We start from the raw sequence: 14,585 nt of genomic DNA, 5'->3' as shown, positions 1-14,585 counted from the left end.
ATCGCGGTCGGCCGGGGCGGGCTCCGCCGGCACCGGCCCCCGCCCCGCCTCGACTCGTCACCGTCCCGACGGCACGGACGCCTCCGCGGCCTTGAGCACGCCGAGCAGCCGCGTCACCTCGCCGGCCATCGCCGCCCGTCCCGCGCCGAGGTACCGGCGGGTGTCGACCAGCGACGGATCGCCGGCCAGCACCTCGCGCGCGGCCGTGGTGAAGACCCGGTTGAGATGCGTGGCGAGATTGACCTTGGTCATGCCGTGACCGACTGCGGCGGTCAGCTCCTCGTCCGCGACGCCGGAGGAACCGTGCAGGACCAGCGGCACGGGCACGGCCGTCCGCAGCTTTCGGATCAGGCCGAAGTCCAGCGCCGCGTCGCGCGTGAGCATGGCGTGGGCCGTGCCCACGGCCACCGCGAGTGCGTCCACTCCCGTGGCGGCGACGAACGCGGCGGCCTGCCCGGGGTCGGTGCGGACGCCGGGGGCGTGGACGCCGTCCTTGCCGCCGACCTCGCCCAGCTCGGCCTCGACCCAGACGCCGGCCGCGTGGCAGTGGGCGGTGATCGCCTCGGTCGCGCGGACGTTCTCCTCGTACGGCAGGACCGACGCGTCGTACATGACCGAGGTGAAGCCGAGCTCCACGGCCTCGTGCACCAGGTCGTCGTCGGTCGCGTGGTCGAGGTGGACCGCGACGGGGACCCGGGCGGCGCGGGCCACGGCAAGGGTCGCCAGGCCGATGGCGCCCAGACCGCCGTGGTAGCGGGCCGCGTTCTCGCTGATCTGGAGGATCACCGGCGCACCGGCGTCTTCCGCGCCGGCCACGATCGCCTGGGCGTGTTCGAGCTGGATGACGTTGAAGGCGCCCACTCCGTGCCCGGCGTGCGCTGCGGGGGCGACGATGGCCCCGGTACCTACGAGAGGCATGACGGTTCCTTACGAGAGGAGTTGGACGTCCACCGAGCCGCGAAGGCGCTGGTGGACGGCGGGATCGAATGAGCCGGCCAGCGGCGCGGCGACGGCGGCGGCCGACAGCGCCACCGCGTCGGCGAGCCGCCGCGGCCAGGGGACGCCGGCCGCCAGGCCCCGGGCCAGAGCGGCGACCGCCGCGTCACCGGCACCGGTCGGGTTGCCGCGCAGCCGCTCGGGCGGCAGGGCTCGCCAGGTGCCCGCCGGGGTCACCGCGAGGAGGCCTTCGGGTCCGAGCGAGGCGGCCACGGCCTCGGCGCCGGCGGTGCGCAGGGCCTCGGCCGCCCGCTGCGGGTCCGGCTCATCGGTGGCCTCGGCCAGTTCGTCGGCGTTCGGCTTGACGAGGGCGGGTCCTGCCGCGAGGGCGGCGAGGAGCGCCGGGCCGCTGGTGTCGAGGATCGCCGGGACGCCCCGGGCGCGGGCGGCGCGGACGAGTGTCGCGTACGCGTCCTCGGGGAGGCCGGGCGGCAGGCTGCCGGAGAGCACGACGACCGTGGCCCGGTCGGCGCACGCGTCGAAGTCGGCCTGGAAGCGCCGCCATTCCTCCGGCCGGACGACGGGGCCCGGTTCGAGGAGGGTCGTCGTGTCGCCGGTGTGCTCGTCCACCACGGCCACCGTGCGGCGGGTCTCGCCGCAGATGGGCGTGAGGTGCTCCGGCACTCCCGCCCGGCGCAGTTCGCGGCGTACCGCCTCACCCGTGGGTCCGCCGGCCAGGCCGGTGACGAGCGTGGGCAGGCCCAGGCCGTGCAGGACGCGCGACACGTTGACGCCCTTGCCGCCGGCCCGGGCGCCGACGTCGCGGACGCGGTGCGCCGCGTGGGGGCGCAGGCGCTCGACGCGGTGGGTGATGTCGAGCGCGGCGTTGAGGGTGACGGTGACGATCACGACGCGGCCGCCTGCCGCCGCGCCAGGAGGTCATGGGCGAGCAGCGCCGCGCCCACGCACCCCGCCCGGTCCCCGAGCTCGGCCGCGATGACCTCCGGCATGGTCTGGAAGGTCAGCCGCCGGGCGAGGGCCTCGCGCAGGGGCGCCACGTACGCCTCGCCCGCGCGGGCCAGGCCGCCGCCGACCACGAGGCGTTCGGGGTCGTACAGCGTGACCGCCGTGGCCAGGGCGTCGGCGAGCGCCTCGACCGCCTCGGCCCAGATCGCCGCGGCCACCGTGTCGCCCCTGTCCGCGCGCCGCCGGACCTCCCCGGCGGTGATCCCGTGCCAGCCGGTGGCACGGCTGTAGCGGCGGGCGATGGCGGCGGCCGACGCCACGGTCTCCACACAGCCGTGGCCGCCGCAGTGGCAGCGGTCGCCGCCGGGCCGGACGACCACGTGGCCGAGCTCGCCGCCGGCGCCGTGGCCGCCGGTGAGGGCGCGTCCCCGGCTGAACGCCGCGGCGGCGATGCCCGTGCCGACCGGCACGAACAGGAAGTCGTCACAGCCGCGGCCGGCGCCGGCGCGCGCCTCGGCCAGTCCGCCGGCGCGGACGTCGTGGCCGAACGCGACGGGCAGGCCGAGGTGTTCGGCGAGCCAGTCCTGGACGGGCACGCCGCGCCAGCCGAGGTTGGCCGCGAGGACGGCGAGTCCCGACTCCTCGTCGACGATGCCGGGGACGGCGATCCCGGCCGCCTCCGCGTCCGGGCAGTGTCCCGCCAGTTCCTCGGCGCAGGCGAGGACGGTCTCCAGGACCGCCTCGGGGCCGCGGTCGGCGCGCGTGTACCAGCGGTCCGCATGCCCGAGGGCGGTGGCGCCGTCGGCGAGGGTGCCGCCCTTGACAAAGGTGCCGCCGACGTCCAGGGCGATGACCGTCCGCGCGGCCGTCCCCGTGGGTCTCACCGTGCTCCCGGTACGCGTGAGCGTGGTCATGAGCCGGTGAGGACGATCGAGCGGGTGAGGTTGCGCGGCTGGTCCGGGTCGAGGCCCCGGCCCTCGGCGAGGGCGACGGCCAGCCGCTGGGCGCGGATCAGGTCGGCGAGCGGATCGCCTGGCGACGCGGTGAGGTACGCGCCGGTCGCCCGGACCTGATCGGCCAGACCGGCCGGCGGCTCGCCGAAGAACCACACGACCGTGCCGGGGCCGCTGACGCTGATGGGACCGTGCCGGTACTCCATCGCCGGGTACGACTCCGTCCACGATCCGGAGGCCTCGCGCAGTTTCAGCGCCGCCTCGTGCGCCAGGCCCGTGGTCCAGCCGGTGCCGAGGAAGGTGAACTGGCGGGCGTTCAGGAGCTCGTCGGGGAGCGGGGCCGCGAGCGCGTGCTCGGCCTGCCGGGTGAGGTCCTGCGGTACGGGGCCGAGGCTCGCGCGCAGCACGACGAGCGCGGTCGTCGCGAAGCGCGTCTGCACGACGGACCGTTCGTCGGCGAAGGACAGGTCCACGACGGTGCCGGCGGCGTCCTTGACGGGCGTGTCGAGATCACCGGTGAGCGCCGCCGTCGCGGCGTCGCCGGCCCGGCCGAGGGCGTCGAGGACCTCGGTCGTGGTGCCGGAGCGGCTGATGGCCACCACCCGGTCGTAGCGGCGCGAGGCGGGGAAGTCGGAGGCGGCGAACGCGTCCGTCTCGCCGAGCCCGGCGTCCTCGCGCAGCGCCGCGTACGCCTGCGCCATGTAGAGCGAGGTGCCGCAGCCCACGACCGCGACCCGCTCCCCCGCCTCGGGCAGCCCGGCCGGGCGGACCTCCAGCGCGCGCCGCCAGCACGAGGGCTGTTCGGCTATTTCCACGTCGACGTGACTCATGAGGGCTCCAGAAGGCGCGTCGGCCGGCTTACGCCATGCCGATGATTGAAGATGACTTGTTTATAGCTTCTATGCTCAACTTCGAGCAACCATGTGCAGTGTTGATCACGAATGTGAGAACCGGGTTACCCTCTGCTCCTGGATGTCGCGAGGCGATGTCATGAGGCGAGGAGAACGGCGATGAGCACGCACGAGCGGTGGACGCGGCTGCTCGACGCTCTGAGCGAGCGCGGCAGCATCGAGGTCGGCGAGGCCGCGGAGTTGCTCGCCGTCTCGCCCGCGACGGTCCGCCGTGACCTGGAGGAGCTCTCCCGGCAGCAGCTGCTCACCCGCACCCGGGGCGGGGCGGTGCTCAGCGGCGTGACCTACGACCTTCCACTGCGCTACAAGACCGCGCGCAAGGCCGACGAGAAGCAGCGCATCGCCCGCGCCGCCGCCGCGCTCATTCCGCCGGGCGCCGTGGTCGGACTCAACGGCGGCACCACGACCTCCGAGGTGGCACGCGAACTCGCCACCCGCGCCGACCTCGCCGAGCACGGCGGCGCCACGGCCCTGACGATCGTCACCAACGCCGTGAACATCGCCAACGAGCTGGCGGTCCGCCCGTACGTGAAGACCGTGGTCACGGGCGGGGTCGCCCGCCCCCAGTCGTACGAACTGACCGGCCCGCTCGCGGCCATGGTCCTCCAGGGCCTCTCGCTCGACTTCGCCATCCTCGGCGTCAACGCCGTCGACCCCCGCTTCGGCGCCGCCACCCACGACGAGGGCGAGGCCAGCGCGAACCGCGCCATGGCCGAGCGCGCGGGGAAGGTGATCGTGGTCACCGATTCCACCAAGCTCGGCCAGCGGGCCTTCGCCCGCGTCTGCACGATCCCCGAGATCGACGTCCTGGTCACCGACCACGACGCCCCCGACGACCTGGTCGAGCAGTTCACGGCCCAGGGCGTCGACGTCCACTGCGTCTAGGAGGTGTGCGCCGGAGTCCGGCGCAGGCGGCTACTTGACCGAGCCGGCCGTCAGTCCGGACACCACATGGCGCTCGATGACGGCGAACAGCACGACGACCGGCACGATGGCCACCAGCGACGCGGCGAACACCTGGTTCCACTGCACGCTGTAGGCCCCGATCATGTTGTTGATCCCCACGGTGAGGGGCTGCCGCTCGGGCGAGGTGGTGAGCGTCAGGCCCATGATGAACTCGTTCCACGCCGCGATGAAGGTGAAGATCACGGCCGTGACGATGCCCGGCAGGGCGAGCGGCAGGGTCACGCGGAACAGCGCGCGGGCCCGGCCGCAGCCGTCCATCATCGCGGCCTCCTCCAGTTCGACCGGGATCGAGCCGATGTACGCGCTGATGATCCAGACCGCGAAGGCGAGGTTGAAGGCCGCGTTGGCCACCATCAGCACGGCCGTCGTGTCCAGCAGGCCGAGCGCGTGGAACTCCCGGTACAGGCCCACCTGCAGAGCCGTCGGCTGGAACATCTGCGTGACCAGGACGAGGAGCAGGAAGGCGCTGCGCCCGCGGAAGCGGACGCGTGCCGTGTAGTACGCGGCGGGCAGCGCCACGAGCAGCACGAGCAGCGTCGAACCGGCCGCGATCAGCAGGGTGTTGGACAGGTTCTGGCCGAGCGTGGTCTCGCTCCAGACACGGGTGAACGCGGACCAGTCGAAGCGGGACGGCAGATAGCCGCTGTCGCGCAGCTCGTCGGCCGGGCGCCCGGCCGTGATCACCATCTGGACGTACGGCAGCAGGAAGAGCACGGCCAGCGCCCAGGCCGTGACGGTGAGCAGCACGGTCTTCGTACGGGGGCGGGGGCGCGGGGTCGCGGCGCTCATCGGTCCGTCTCCTTCCAGCCGCTGACCTTGAGGAAGAGCAGCACCATGGCGATGACGGCGGCGAAGTTGACCACCGACAGGGCGGCCGACTCGGCCACGTCGTAACTGCGCAGCATGTACATGAACACCGTGGTCGTGGCGGTGTCGGCGTTGGGGCCGCCCTGGGTCATGCCCCAGATGACCGGGAACGAGTTGAAGACGTTGATCAGGTTGATCACCAGCGCGACGAGGAACGCCGGCCGCAGCAGGGGCAGCGTGATCCGGAGGTAGGTCTGGAGGCGCGAGGCGCCGTCGACGCGGGCCGCCTCGTACACCTCGCCCGGCACGGTCTGGAGTCCGGCGAGCAGGGTGTAGGTGGTGAACGGCAGGGACACGAAGACGGCGACGGCGATCAGCCACGGCTTCGCGTGCGCGGCGTCCCCGGTCCACGCCTCGGCCGAGTCGATCAGACCGAGGTCGAGAAGGAGCCGGTTGAGGACGCCGGCCACCTGGTCGAGCATCCAGCGGAAGCCGATGGCGGTCATGAGGACGGAGGCCGCCCACGGCGCGACGAGCGCCCAGCGGGTGATCCGGCGGCCGGGGAAGCTCTGGTTGAACAACTGGGCCAGGGCCAGCGAGATCAGCATCGTCAGCACGACGACGGCGACCGTCCACACCGCCGTCCAGGTCAGGACGTCGGGGAGCCGGGGGTCGGCGAACAGCTTGCGGTACTTGTCGGTCCCCGCCGGGCCCAGGTCCACGCCCGAGGTGTCGATCCTCCGCAGCGAGGTGCGGACCATCTCGACGACCGGCCAGACGACCACGGCCAGGATCAGCAGGACGGAGGGCGCGATCCAGGGCAGGGCGCCGAGGCGCCGGAGCAGGGAGCGGGGCCGGGACCCGGCCGGCCGGTCGGGGTGGTGCCGGCCGGGGCCCGGGGTCGCGGGCCGGCGGGCCGCGGGGGCCGGCCGGTCGGCGGTGCGGGACGGGGTGCTGGTGGACACGTGCGTTCTCGTTTCCGGTGTACGGCCGCCGCCCGTCACTGTCCCGCCTGCTCGGCCGCCTTCTGGAGGGCGTCGAGGCCCTTCTGCGGGTCGTCGAGCGCGCTGCCGATCTGGGTCTTGATCTGGGCGGAGACGCCCGGCCAGGTCGGGTCGCTGATCGGGTAGGAGGTCGCGGTGGGCAGGATGCCGAGGAAGGGCGCCAGGTCCTTGGTCGCCGGGTCGGTCGCGAGCGCCGCGCGGGCGGACTGGGTCACGGGCAGCAGGTTGTAGGTCTTGGCGAACCTGACCGTGTTCTCCTTGCCGTACGCGAAGTCGAGGAAGGCCTTGATCTCCTTCTTGTGGCCGCCCTTCTTGAAGGCCATGACCCAGTCGGCGACGCCGAGGGTGCTGGGGCTCTTCGCGTGCGCGCCGGGCATGGCGGTCCAGGTGACGTCCATGCCCTTGAGCTCGGCGAGCTGACCGGGGAAGCCGTTGAGCATGCCGACCTTGCCCGAGGCGAAGTTCTTGGTGAGGTCGGTGCGGTTGACGGCGGCCGGGCTCTTCTCCGTGAGACCGGCGTCGGCCCACTTCTTGAGCTGGGCGAACGTCTCCACGTTGGCGGGAGAGTTGATGGCGTACTTTCCGCCGGTGCCCTGGTAGCCGCCGCCGTTGCCCATCATCCAGATGAACGACTCGGCCTGGGCCTCCTCCTTGCCCAGCGGGACGCCGAGGGGCACCTCGACACCGGCCTTCTTCAGCGCGGTCGCGTCGGCGGTGACCTCGGCCCAGGTCTGCGGCGGCTTCTTCGGGTCGAGCCCGGCCTTGCGGAACAGGGCGTTGTTGACGAGGAACATCCGCGCGCTGGAGACGAACGGGATGCCGTACGCGGTGCCGTCCTGGCGGCCGGCGTCGGCCATGGCGGGGATGAGGTCCGACGCGGTGGCTGCCGAGAGCACCTCCGGGGCGGAGTAGAGCAAGCCGCTCCGGGCGAAGTCCGCGTAGCCACCGGTCTGGAGGACGTCCGGCTGGTTCCCGTTCTGGACCATGGTCTTGACCTGGGCGTCGATGTCGTTCCAGTTGATCACCTGGAGGTCGACCTTGATCTTCGGGTTCTTCTTCTCGAACGCCTTGATCACGTCCTGCCAGTAGGCCTGGCTCGGGTTGTCGCCGTTGGAGCCGTAGTCCGCCGCGACGAACGTGATCGTGGTGACCCCGTTCGCGCCGGTCGAGGCGCCGGATCCGCCTCCGCACGCCGTGAGCACGAGCGCGCCGACGGTTCCGGCGAGGGAGAGGGCGAGAGGACGTCGCTTCATGGCACTACCACCTGGTTCACAAAGGAGAGAGGCTGCCGCGCGAAACTGATCAGGTTGGCGCGCATTGCTCAACTTAGAGCACGCTGCTCTCCTCGCGTCACCTGCGAGACCTCATCGGTTATGGACTTGTGATCACTGATTTCAGGGCAAAACCCCACGCAGGGGTCTGATTGTTTTTGAGCGTTATGAAGCCCAGCGCGCACTCGACGCCATAGGAAATGCCGCGCCCCCGGCCGTATCGGCCGGGCGCACGCATGGAAGGCCGCTCTCTCAGCTCTTGCCGTACTCGTCGTGGCGGCGCAGCCAGTGGGTCTCCTCGCCCTCCTCGTGGCGGCCCAGCGGGGTGCGATCGAGGAGGCCGTAGTAGGCCATGGCGGGTTCCAGGCCGCGGGCGCTGGTGACGTAGGTCCGGTAGACCGCGCCCTCCGACCGTGCGTAGCAGCTCAGCCCCGGACCCTCGGTGACGTAGCCGAGCACGTCCGTGCCGCACGCCTCGGCCATCTGGCTCACGGTCGCGGGAATCCCGCCCTGGAGGAACGGTCTCAGCTCGTCCTCCGTGTGCTGGAAGCCGAGGTCGCGGTGGAAGTCGCCGCCGCCCGCACCGACCCAGTCGAAGCTCCAGCCCATCCGCTCCCGGTAGGCGAGGAGCTTGTCGACCGGCGCCCTCGACGAGCAGATCAGCGTCACGTCGCGTGCCGCGAGGTGCACCGCGTTGGGATCGAGGGTGTCCGCGATCGAGGAGCACACCGGGCATCCCGCCTCGTAGGGCGGGCCGAACATGAAGTGGTAGACGAGCAGTTGCGAGCGCCCCGCGAAGAGGTCGGCGAGCGACTCGGTCCCGCGCCCGGTCTCGAAGCGGTAGTCCTTGTCGACCCGCACCCAGGGCAGGTCCCTCCGCTTCCGCGCGAGTTCGTCGCCGCGCCGCGTGAGTTCCTTCTCCTGCGCGAGGAGGGCCTGCCGGGCCGCCTCGAACTCCTCCTGCGTGCCGACCTCGTGCTCGCGCATCGTCTTTCCCTCCTGCGCGGAAGGAGAACAACCGGGAAGCCCAGGAGCTTCGTCTCCTTCAAGGCTAACTGAGCATTTTCAGCGTTGCCTCTGCAGGGTGAGGACGGCTTTGGCGATGAAGGTCACCGGCGAGCTGTGTGATGAGTCACGAGATAGCGCCAGAGCGCTGTGGATCCGCTCGGGGTGCCGGTCAGCCGGGGCTGACGGTGCCGCGTGCGTACATCAACGTCCCCGTTCCGTAGGCGAGATGAGCCGTACCGTCCTTGCCGAACTCCAGGGACGGCCAGCCGTCGCCGGTGGCGACCGGCTGACTGGTCCACCCCGCGGGTCCGCGCCTGGCGAGCACGACCTGACCGTCGTCGAGGTAGGCGATGAACAGGGTCTGGTGGGGGTCGCCCGCGGCAGAGGGGAATCGGGGGCCGTTGGCGTCGTTGCCCTCGGCGACCACCTCGATCCTCGGCTCCGACCCCAACGAGCTGGACCAGGCGCGCACGGTGCGTGTCCGGACGTCGGCGTACGCGACGAGCACCTCGGAGAAGAGGCCTCGGGCCATGGACACACTCTCGGCGGCGCGCATGTGCGGGTCGATCACACCGTTGACGAAGGTCGGCGGGTGAGTGTCCCCGGCGTCGCTGACCTCTTCCTGCGCCAGCTTCAGCGGTTGCGGGATCTCGGGCGACCCGTCGTCGAAGCCTTGGAAGTAGGCGAGCCTGAGCCCGGCGCTGCTGTCGAAGGCCAGCGACAGGCCTGTCCTCACATCGCTCGGCGCGTCGACGCCGCTGATCTGCCAGGAGCCGCCGACCTTCCGCGCGACCGCCGCAGAGTCGCCGTTGAACCCGTCGCGGTACCCGACGGTCGGGGTGTCGGCGAAGGGCGGATCGTTCAGGTTCGGCTCGATCTGCATGGAGACGTCGGCGGCGGAGCGCACGAAGAGCCCGGCCTGGGTGGGGATCTCCTCGAGGGACCAGCCCTCGTCGCGCCTGGTGCCGAAAATCGCGTTGTCGCTGTTGCCGTCCCGGTAGGCGATGTGCGGGCCGCCGCCCGAGTCGAAACTCAGACTGATCCGCACGTCGTCCCCCGCGGCGAAGCCGCCCGTGTCCTCGTGTGTCCAGTGACTGTTCTGCCGGCGGGCCACCCTCACGGCGGCGCCGGTCGCGGTACCGACCACGTAGGCGATGGCGGGTGCCCCGGTGCCGTCCACAGCGAGGAAGGACTGCCCCAGAACGGCGGAGTCATCAACAGTCTCCAAGGTGAACTGAAGGGCATGAGTGGTCATGACGAAGGCCTCCTTTCCACTCCACGCGGGAGAGGTTCGGGTGCAACGCCTCGAAGGGTGCGGGCCTGCCATGTCTCCCTTCAGGTTACGACGCTCACCGGCGGCCCGCTGACTTTCAACGGGGGGCTCAGAGCGGACCTTCGCCGGTCGACCGTGCGCGGCCGGGCAGCAAGCACCACCCGATCGTCGACCGGCCTGGCACCCCCTCTCGCCGTCACCCTGACCGGCGGAAACAGGCACGGCGTCACCCAACTGACACCGCTGCTGGACGCGATCCCCCGCATCCGAGGACTCTGCGGGCGCCGAGACCCATGGGGCGCCGTCCGGGGCCAGGGTCAGACCTGTGGGACAACTGGCCCAAGCTGCCTTGCGCGGCCACTATGTCGGGCCCCCGTGGGGTTCCGCGGCGCCCTCACGCGTCACGCTCAGGAGCTCACTCGACGGTGTCTCCGAGGCATTACGGTCCGGGTTCGAACTTCAAACACCCTCCCAAAGCAGCCACTTGACTTGAAAGTGAGAAATAACGCAGGAATAGCGGCCCTGGCTACCGTCGCGATCGGCCTCGGATTTCCGAGCGCCGCCCGAAGAACAAGCCGAGGGAGAAACCCATGCGCACGATGCGCCACCGTGTCCCCGTCCTCGCCGCAGCGTCGGCGGCCGTCCTGCTCGCCACGACCGGTTCCGCCCAGGCCGCCACGGGGACCATCACGTTCGAGGACACGCGCGAGAACATAGTCAAGCCGGTCGACGGCACGTGCTACAGCACCCAGAACGTCAACACTGTCGGACAGCGCAAGGTCACCAACAACACGGACCACAAGCTGAAGGTATTCGTCATCGCCGCCTGTGAGGACGGCAGGGAGGCGGCCGTGCTGGAGCCGGGCGAGAGCTACTACGCCAGCCACACCTGGTGGCCGGTCATCGCCATTCGGCGCGTGCAGATCGTCTGACCCGCGCAACGGCAGGCAGTGGTCGGTGGGCCCGGGGTTCCACCTCCGGACCCACCGACGGACCACCATCGGTCATGACACCGCTTGGTCATCGGGTTGTTCTCTTCGACCGCCACCTGCGGCACCGCGCAGGGCGTCTGCTCGACGGCCCGAGCACAGCCTTCCCCGAGGTGGTGTTCCTCCCGTAGCGCCGGGGCCGGGTACAGCGACGGCCGGCGGTGAGCCGGGCCGGCGCGTCCGTCGCCGTCGCACCGGCCGGTCGTGGCAGTCCCCGAGTGACTCTCGTAACTCCGGGGCCAGTTCGGTGACCCCCGCGAACTCGACGTGCCGGGCGTCCACCAGTCCCTCGAGCCGCGCAGCAGCGTGGACTCCATCGGGCATCCGCGGTGAACGGCGAAGCAGACCGGTACTCCCGGTCCGGCGCGCACGTTGTCCGCGACCTCTCCCCCTGCCCACCCGGCAGGAGGAGGAGCATGCGGGGCGAGCCCTGCTAGCAGGGCGGCAGCACTCCGCTGTGGAAGGTGGCGTTGTTGTCCACGTACGCGCCGTAGACATAGGCCGAGGTGGCGTAGGGAAAGGCGCCGGGGACGTTCCAGTACGCGTAGGTGATGTGGTACCAGACGTTTCCGTTGCTGTTGATGTCCTGGCCGCGCGTCCAGCAGTCGGCGAGCACCCCGTCCCGCCCCGCGGTCAGGGCCGACTCGATGACCTTGCCGCTCCACGTGTTCGGGGACGTGTAGAGCCCGACGTTGTGCGTGGTGCTCAGCCGCACGTACTGGTCCGCCGACGCGCTGCCTGCTCCCAGCCCGAGCACGCTCGCGGTGAGCGCCGCGACGGTCGCGGCCGTGCCGACGCGACGTGTGATGGTGGTTCTCATCCTTGACCCCCTGTCAGGCGAGCGGACGGCTGGGCCGGTCCCGCCTGCCCGCTCGTCTCCATCTCCCGGCAGCGTACTGGCGATGGCCGACAGGGCGGCCGTTCCCGAAGAACGGTCTGCCCATGCACCGGTAAAGGTTCTCCCGCGACGCGCGTCTGACCGCCGGCCGTGCGCGGCCGGCCTCCGGGCGCGCGCAGCCCTCACCCACACGTGCGGGTGACGGCGACCCGCAGGCCGTACGACAGCGGCGGCCGGGGGCACGGGGGCCTTCACGGAGCGACGTCACCGAAGGGATCGGCCGAACGGCCGACCCGCCCGATTATCCTCCGAAGCAATGCGTACGCATGGCCATACGCTTTTGCTTGCTTTTCCCGAGAACACTGCGTTTATCGGCTCGTCCGATCGGCATTTCTCCGGCCGTCATGCCAGTGGGGCGTGAGGCCGTTTCCGCTTCTCATCTGGAGAATGACATGCGCGTGGCCGTGACCGGTGGCGGTGGTTTCCTTGGGTCGGCCCTGGTCCTCGGTCTCCTGGCACTCCTCGACTCCTCCGAGGTGAGGCACCACCCGCTGCCCGTCGACTGACCGCGGTGACCGGCACCACGGCGGCGCGGACGATCCCCGGCCCGTCGGCCGAGACCACCGGTGCGACGCCCGCGCCGGCCGGCCAGGCCGGCCCGGACGACTCGGCTGGCTCGGCCGGCCCGGGCGGCTGATTCCGATGGCCGCGCCGCACCGCGCCGCACCGTCCAGCGCACTCCCGCCCTTCCGTCTGGGCCACGCCGCGGCCCGGGGCTGGACCGCCCACCACGAACTGACCGCGATGTGCCGCGACGCCTGGACCTTCCAGCGGCAGAACCCCTACGGCCACGCCCCTGAGCCTCGCCCCGCATCCCCTCCCCTCCCCTCCCCTCCCCTCCCCTCCCCTCCCCTCCTCTCCCCTCCCTCACCTCCCCCGCGCAGACAGGAGCACAACGCATGCGGTTGACCGTCATCGGTACGGGATATCTGGGAGCCGTGCACGCCGCTTGCATGGCCGAGATCGGACACGACGTCCTCGGTGTGGACGTCGACCCCGAGAAGGTGGCCGACCTCGCCGCGGGCCGGCCCCCCTTCTACGAGCCGGGATTCGAGGACGTCCTGACCCGGGCGCTCGACTCCGGCCGGCTGCGCTTCACCACCGATCCGCGGGAGGCGGCGGCGCACGGCGAGGTCCACTTCATCTGCGTCGGCACCCCGCAGCAGGCCGGCTCCCGGGCCGCCGACCTGCGGTACGTGGACGCCGTCGTCGACGGACTGGCACCGCACCTGTCCGCGCCCTGTCTGCTGGTCGGCAAGTCGACCGTCCCCGTGGGTACGACCGCCCGGCTGGCCGCCCGCGTCGCGCGCCTCGCGCCCGCGGGCGCGCGCGTGGAACTCGCCTGGAACCCGGAGTTCCTGCGCGAGGGCTTCGCCGTCGACGACACGCTGCGGCCGGACCGGATCGTCGCCGGTGTGACCGGCAGGGCGGCGGACGAGACCCTGCGCCGCGTGTACGCCCCCATGCTGGAGGCCGGCGTCCCGTACCTCGTCACCGACCCGAACACGGCGGAGCTGGTCAAGTCCGCGGCCAACTCCTTCCTCGCCACGAAGATCTCCTTCATCAACGCGATGGCCGAGATCTGCGACGCCACCGGCGCGGACGTCGCCACCCTCGCCGACGCGATCGGCCACGACACCCGGATCGGCCGGCAGTTCCTGAACGCGGGGCTCGGCTTCGGCGGCGGCTGCCTGCCCAAGGACATCCGGGCGTTCGGCGCCCGCGCCCAGGAGCTGGGCGTCGGGCCGGCGGTGGCGTTCCTCGACCAGGTCGACGAGATCAACCAGCGGCAGCGGAGCCGGACCGTCGCGCTCGCCCGGCGACTGCTCGGCGGCGACGTCACGGGCCGGCGGGTCGCGGTGCTGGGCGCCACGTTCAAGCCGAACAGCGACGACGTACGGGACTCGCCGGCGCTGGCGGTCGCGGCGGAGCTGCACCAACAGGGCGCGCGGGTCCGGGTCCACGACCCCGAGGGCGCGGCGAGGGCCGCCCTCGCCCACCCGGAACTGCACTGCGGGGCCAATCTGCTGATGGCATGTCAGGACGCCGAGCTGGTGCTGCACCTCACCGAGTGGAGCGAGTACCGCGAGCTGGACCCGGTCAAGCTGGCGCGCGTGGTCCGTACCCCGCTGCTGATCGACGGGCGCGACGCGCTCCCGCACGACGCGTGGCGCGCGGCCGGCTGGACCGTGAAGGCGCTGGGCCGTCCGGCACCGCCGCCGCAGGAGCCGCGACGGGCCGGGGACCCGGCCGGAGACCGAGCCGTGGAGGCCCTGCGCACCGTCATCGCGTCCCCGGCGGCAGCCGGTTCGCAGACGTCCGCGGTGCCGTCCCCCGCGCTGCCCATCAGCCCGGTCAGCCCGGTCGGCACGGTCAGCCCCGCCAGCGGGGCGTAGCGAGCCGACGGTGACCGGCGCCGCGCTGCCCGGACCGGCGCTGCCCGGCCGGCCGGGAAGCGCCGCACAGTTCCGGGGCCGGCCCGGTCGGTGGCGCCGGGCTGAACGGCTCCGACCCACCGGAGCCCGCGGAACCGGGGTGGCCTGAATAGTCGACGGGACCGGGTTCGATGCCCAGGGCCCGCGGATCCACGCCGAGGGGGCACC

At 72.0% G+C, this 14,585-nt stretch carries 14 protein-coding genes and 1 pseudogene; 5 read left to right on the top strand and 10 right to left on the bottom strand.

Annotation, left to right across the window (positions count from 1 at the left end):
• Positions 1–57: 57 nt before the first annotated feature.
• The 4 genes from ACFYU9_RS24500 to ACFYU9_RS24485 are packed head-to-tail and all read right to left on the bottom strand — an operon-like array spanning position 58 to position 3,685.
• Positions 58–918, bottom strand: a complete 861-nt coding sequence (locus tag ACFYU9_RS24500) for a ketose-bisphosphate aldolase (RefSeq protein ID WP_389345985.1) — start codon at positions 916–918, stop codon at positions 58–60.
• A 9-nt stretch (positions 919–927) separates the two neighbouring features.
• Positions 928–1,845, bottom strand: coding sequence for a 1-phosphofructokinase family hexose kinase (locus ACFYU9_RS24495; RefSeq protein WP_389345984.1), 918 nt, complete (start codon positions 1,843–1,845; stop codon positions 928–930).
• Positions 1,842–2,786, bottom strand: a complete 945-nt coding sequence (locus tag ACFYU9_RS24490) for an ROK family protein (protein WP_389345983.1) — start codon at positions 2,784–2,786, stop codon at positions 1,842–1,844. Before ACFYU9_RS24490 ends, ACFYU9_RS24495 begins: the two co-directional genes overlap by 4 nt.
• A 26-nt stretch (positions 2,787–2,812) precedes the next feature.
• Entirely contained in the window at positions 2,813–3,685 is an 873-nt protein-coding gene (locus ACFYU9_RS24485; protein WP_389345981.1) for an SIS domain-containing protein, read from the bottom strand.
• Between the two features lie 180 nt (positions 3,686–3,865).
• Between ACFYU9_RS24485 and ACFYU9_RS24480 the strand changes: the two genes are divergently transcribed.
• A complete protein-coding gene (locus ACFYU9_RS24480; RefSeq protein WP_389211737.1) occupies positions 3,866–4,651 on the top strand; it encodes a DeoR/GlpR family DNA-binding transcription regulator in 786 nt (261 codons plus the stop codon).
• A gap of 30 nt (positions 4,652–4,681) precedes the next feature.
• Here ACFYU9_RS24480 and ACFYU9_RS24475 read toward each other — a convergent pair whose 3' ends face one another.
• The 5 genes from ACFYU9_RS24475 to ACFYU9_RS24455 form a co-directional block, all read right to left on the bottom strand.
• On the bottom strand, positions 4,682–5,521 hold the full coding sequence (locus ACFYU9_RS24475; RefSeq protein WP_389345980.1) for a carbohydrate ABC transporter permease: 840 nt from the start codon (positions 5,519–5,521) through the stop codon (positions 4,682–4,684).
• On the bottom strand, positions 5,518–6,504 hold the full coding sequence (locus tag ACFYU9_RS24470; RefSeq protein ID WP_389211733.1) for a carbohydrate ABC transporter permease: 987 nt from the start codon (positions 6,502–6,504) through the stop codon (positions 5,518–5,520). Before ACFYU9_RS24470 ends, ACFYU9_RS24475 begins: the two co-directional genes overlap by 4 nt.
• A gap of 35 nt (positions 6,505–6,539) precedes the next feature.
• Positions 6,540–7,796: an extracellular solute-binding protein gene (locus ACFYU9_RS24465; protein WP_389345979.1), complete on the bottom strand. Its 1,257-nt coding sequence runs from the start codon at positions 7,794–7,796 to the stop codon at positions 6,540–6,542.
• A 270-nt stretch (positions 7,797–8,066) separates the two neighbouring features.
• The gene (locus tag ACFYU9_RS24460; RefSeq protein WP_389345978.1) at positions 8,067–8,801 is read right to left on the bottom strand and encodes a DUF899 domain-containing protein; all 735 of its coding nucleotides are present in this window, start codon (positions 8,799–8,801) and stop codon (positions 8,067–8,069) included.
• 190 nt (positions 8,802–8,991) lie between these two features.
• Entirely contained in the window at positions 8,992–10,077 is a 1,086-nt protein-coding gene (locus tag ACFYU9_RS24455) for a hypothetical protein (RefSeq protein ID WP_389345977.1), read from the bottom strand.
• Positions 10,078–10,193: 116 nt separating this feature from the next.
• Here ACFYU9_RS24455 and ACFYU9_RS24450 point away from each other — a divergent pair.
• A pseudogene (locus tag ACFYU9_RS24450) lies at positions 10,194–10,380 on the top strand (IS5/IS1182 family transposase); the annotation flags it as partial.
• A gap of 305 nt (positions 10,381–10,685) precedes the next feature.
• Complete coding sequence (locus ACFYU9_RS24445; RefSeq protein WP_389211726.1) at positions 10,686–11,027, top strand: hypothetical protein; 342 nt, start codon at positions 10,686–10,688, stop codon at positions 11,025–11,027.
• Between the two features lie 490 nt (positions 11,028–11,517).
• Here the strand turns inward: ACFYU9_RS24445 and ACFYU9_RS24440 are convergent, their stop codons facing one another.
• Positions 11,518–11,904: a hypothetical protein gene (locus ACFYU9_RS24440; RefSeq protein ID WP_389345976.1), complete on the bottom strand. Its 387-nt coding sequence runs from the start codon at positions 11,902–11,904 to the stop codon at positions 11,518–11,520.
• 589 nt (positions 11,905–12,493) lie between these two features.
• On the opposite strand from ACFYU9_RS24440, the gene ACFYU9_RS24435 reads away from it, so the two are divergent.
• Both ACFYU9_RS24435 and ACFYU9_RS24430 read left to right on the top strand, forming a co-directional pair.
• Entirely contained in the window at positions 12,494–12,619 is a 126-nt protein-coding gene (locus ACFYU9_RS24435; protein ID WP_389345975.1) for a hypothetical protein, read from the top strand.
• 262 nt (positions 12,620–12,881) lie between these two features.
• On the top strand, positions 12,882–14,378 hold the full coding sequence (locus tag ACFYU9_RS24430; RefSeq protein ID WP_389345974.1) for a UDP-glucose dehydrogenase family protein: 1,497 nt from the start codon (positions 12,882–12,884) through the stop codon (positions 14,376–14,378).
• Positions 14,379–14,585: the final 207 nt, after the last annotated feature.

Source organism: Streptomyces sp. NPDC004327, from assembly GCF_042873935.1.
Taxonomy (GTDB): Bacteria; Actinomycetota; Actinomycetes; order Streptomycetales; family Streptomycetaceae; genus Streptomyces.
This window is presented reverse-complemented; position numbering and strand designations above follow the sequence as displayed.

Bases quoted from the DNA above. Each gene is read 5' to 3' on its own strand.
- ACFYU9_RS24475 (WP_389345980.1), bottom strand. From the start codon at position 5,521: ATGAGCGCCGCGACCCCGCGCCCCCGCCCCCGTACGAAGACCGTGCTG.
- ACFYU9_RS24430 (WP_389345974.1), top strand. From the start codon at position 12,882: ATGCGGTTGACCGTCATCGGTACGGGATATCTGGGAGCCGTGCACGCC.
- ACFYU9_RS24480 (WP_389211737.1), top strand. From the start codon at position 3,866: ATGAGCACGCACGAGCGGTGGACGCGGCTGCTCGACGCTCTGAGCGAG.
- ACFYU9_RS24445 (WP_389211726.1), top strand. From the start codon at position 10,686: ATGCGCACGATGCGCCACCGTGTCCCCGTCCTCGCCGCAGCGTCGGCG.
- ACFYU9_RS24465 (WP_389345979.1), bottom strand. From the start codon at position 7,796: ATGAAGCGACGTCCTCTCGCCCTCTCCCTCGCCGGAACCGTCGGCGCG.
- ACFYU9_RS24440 (WP_389345976.1), bottom strand. From the start codon at position 11,904: ATGAGAACCACCATCACACGTCGCGTCGGCACGGCCGCGACCGTCGCG.
- ACFYU9_RS24485 (WP_389345981.1), bottom strand. From the start codon at position 3,685: ATGAGTCACGTCGACGTGGAAATAGCCGAACAGCCCTCGTGCTGGCGG.
- ACFYU9_RS24455 (WP_389345977.1), bottom strand. From the start codon at position 10,077: ATGACCACTCATGCCCTTCAGTTCACCTTGGAGACTGTTGATGACTCC.
- ACFYU9_RS24460 (WP_389345978.1), bottom strand. From the start codon at position 8,801: ATGCGCGAGCACGAGGTCGGCACGCAGGAGGAGTTCGAGGCGGCCCGG.
- ACFYU9_RS24500 (WP_389345985.1), bottom strand. From the start codon at position 918: ATGCCTCTCGTAGGTACCGGGGCCATCGTCGCCCCCGCAGCGCACGCC.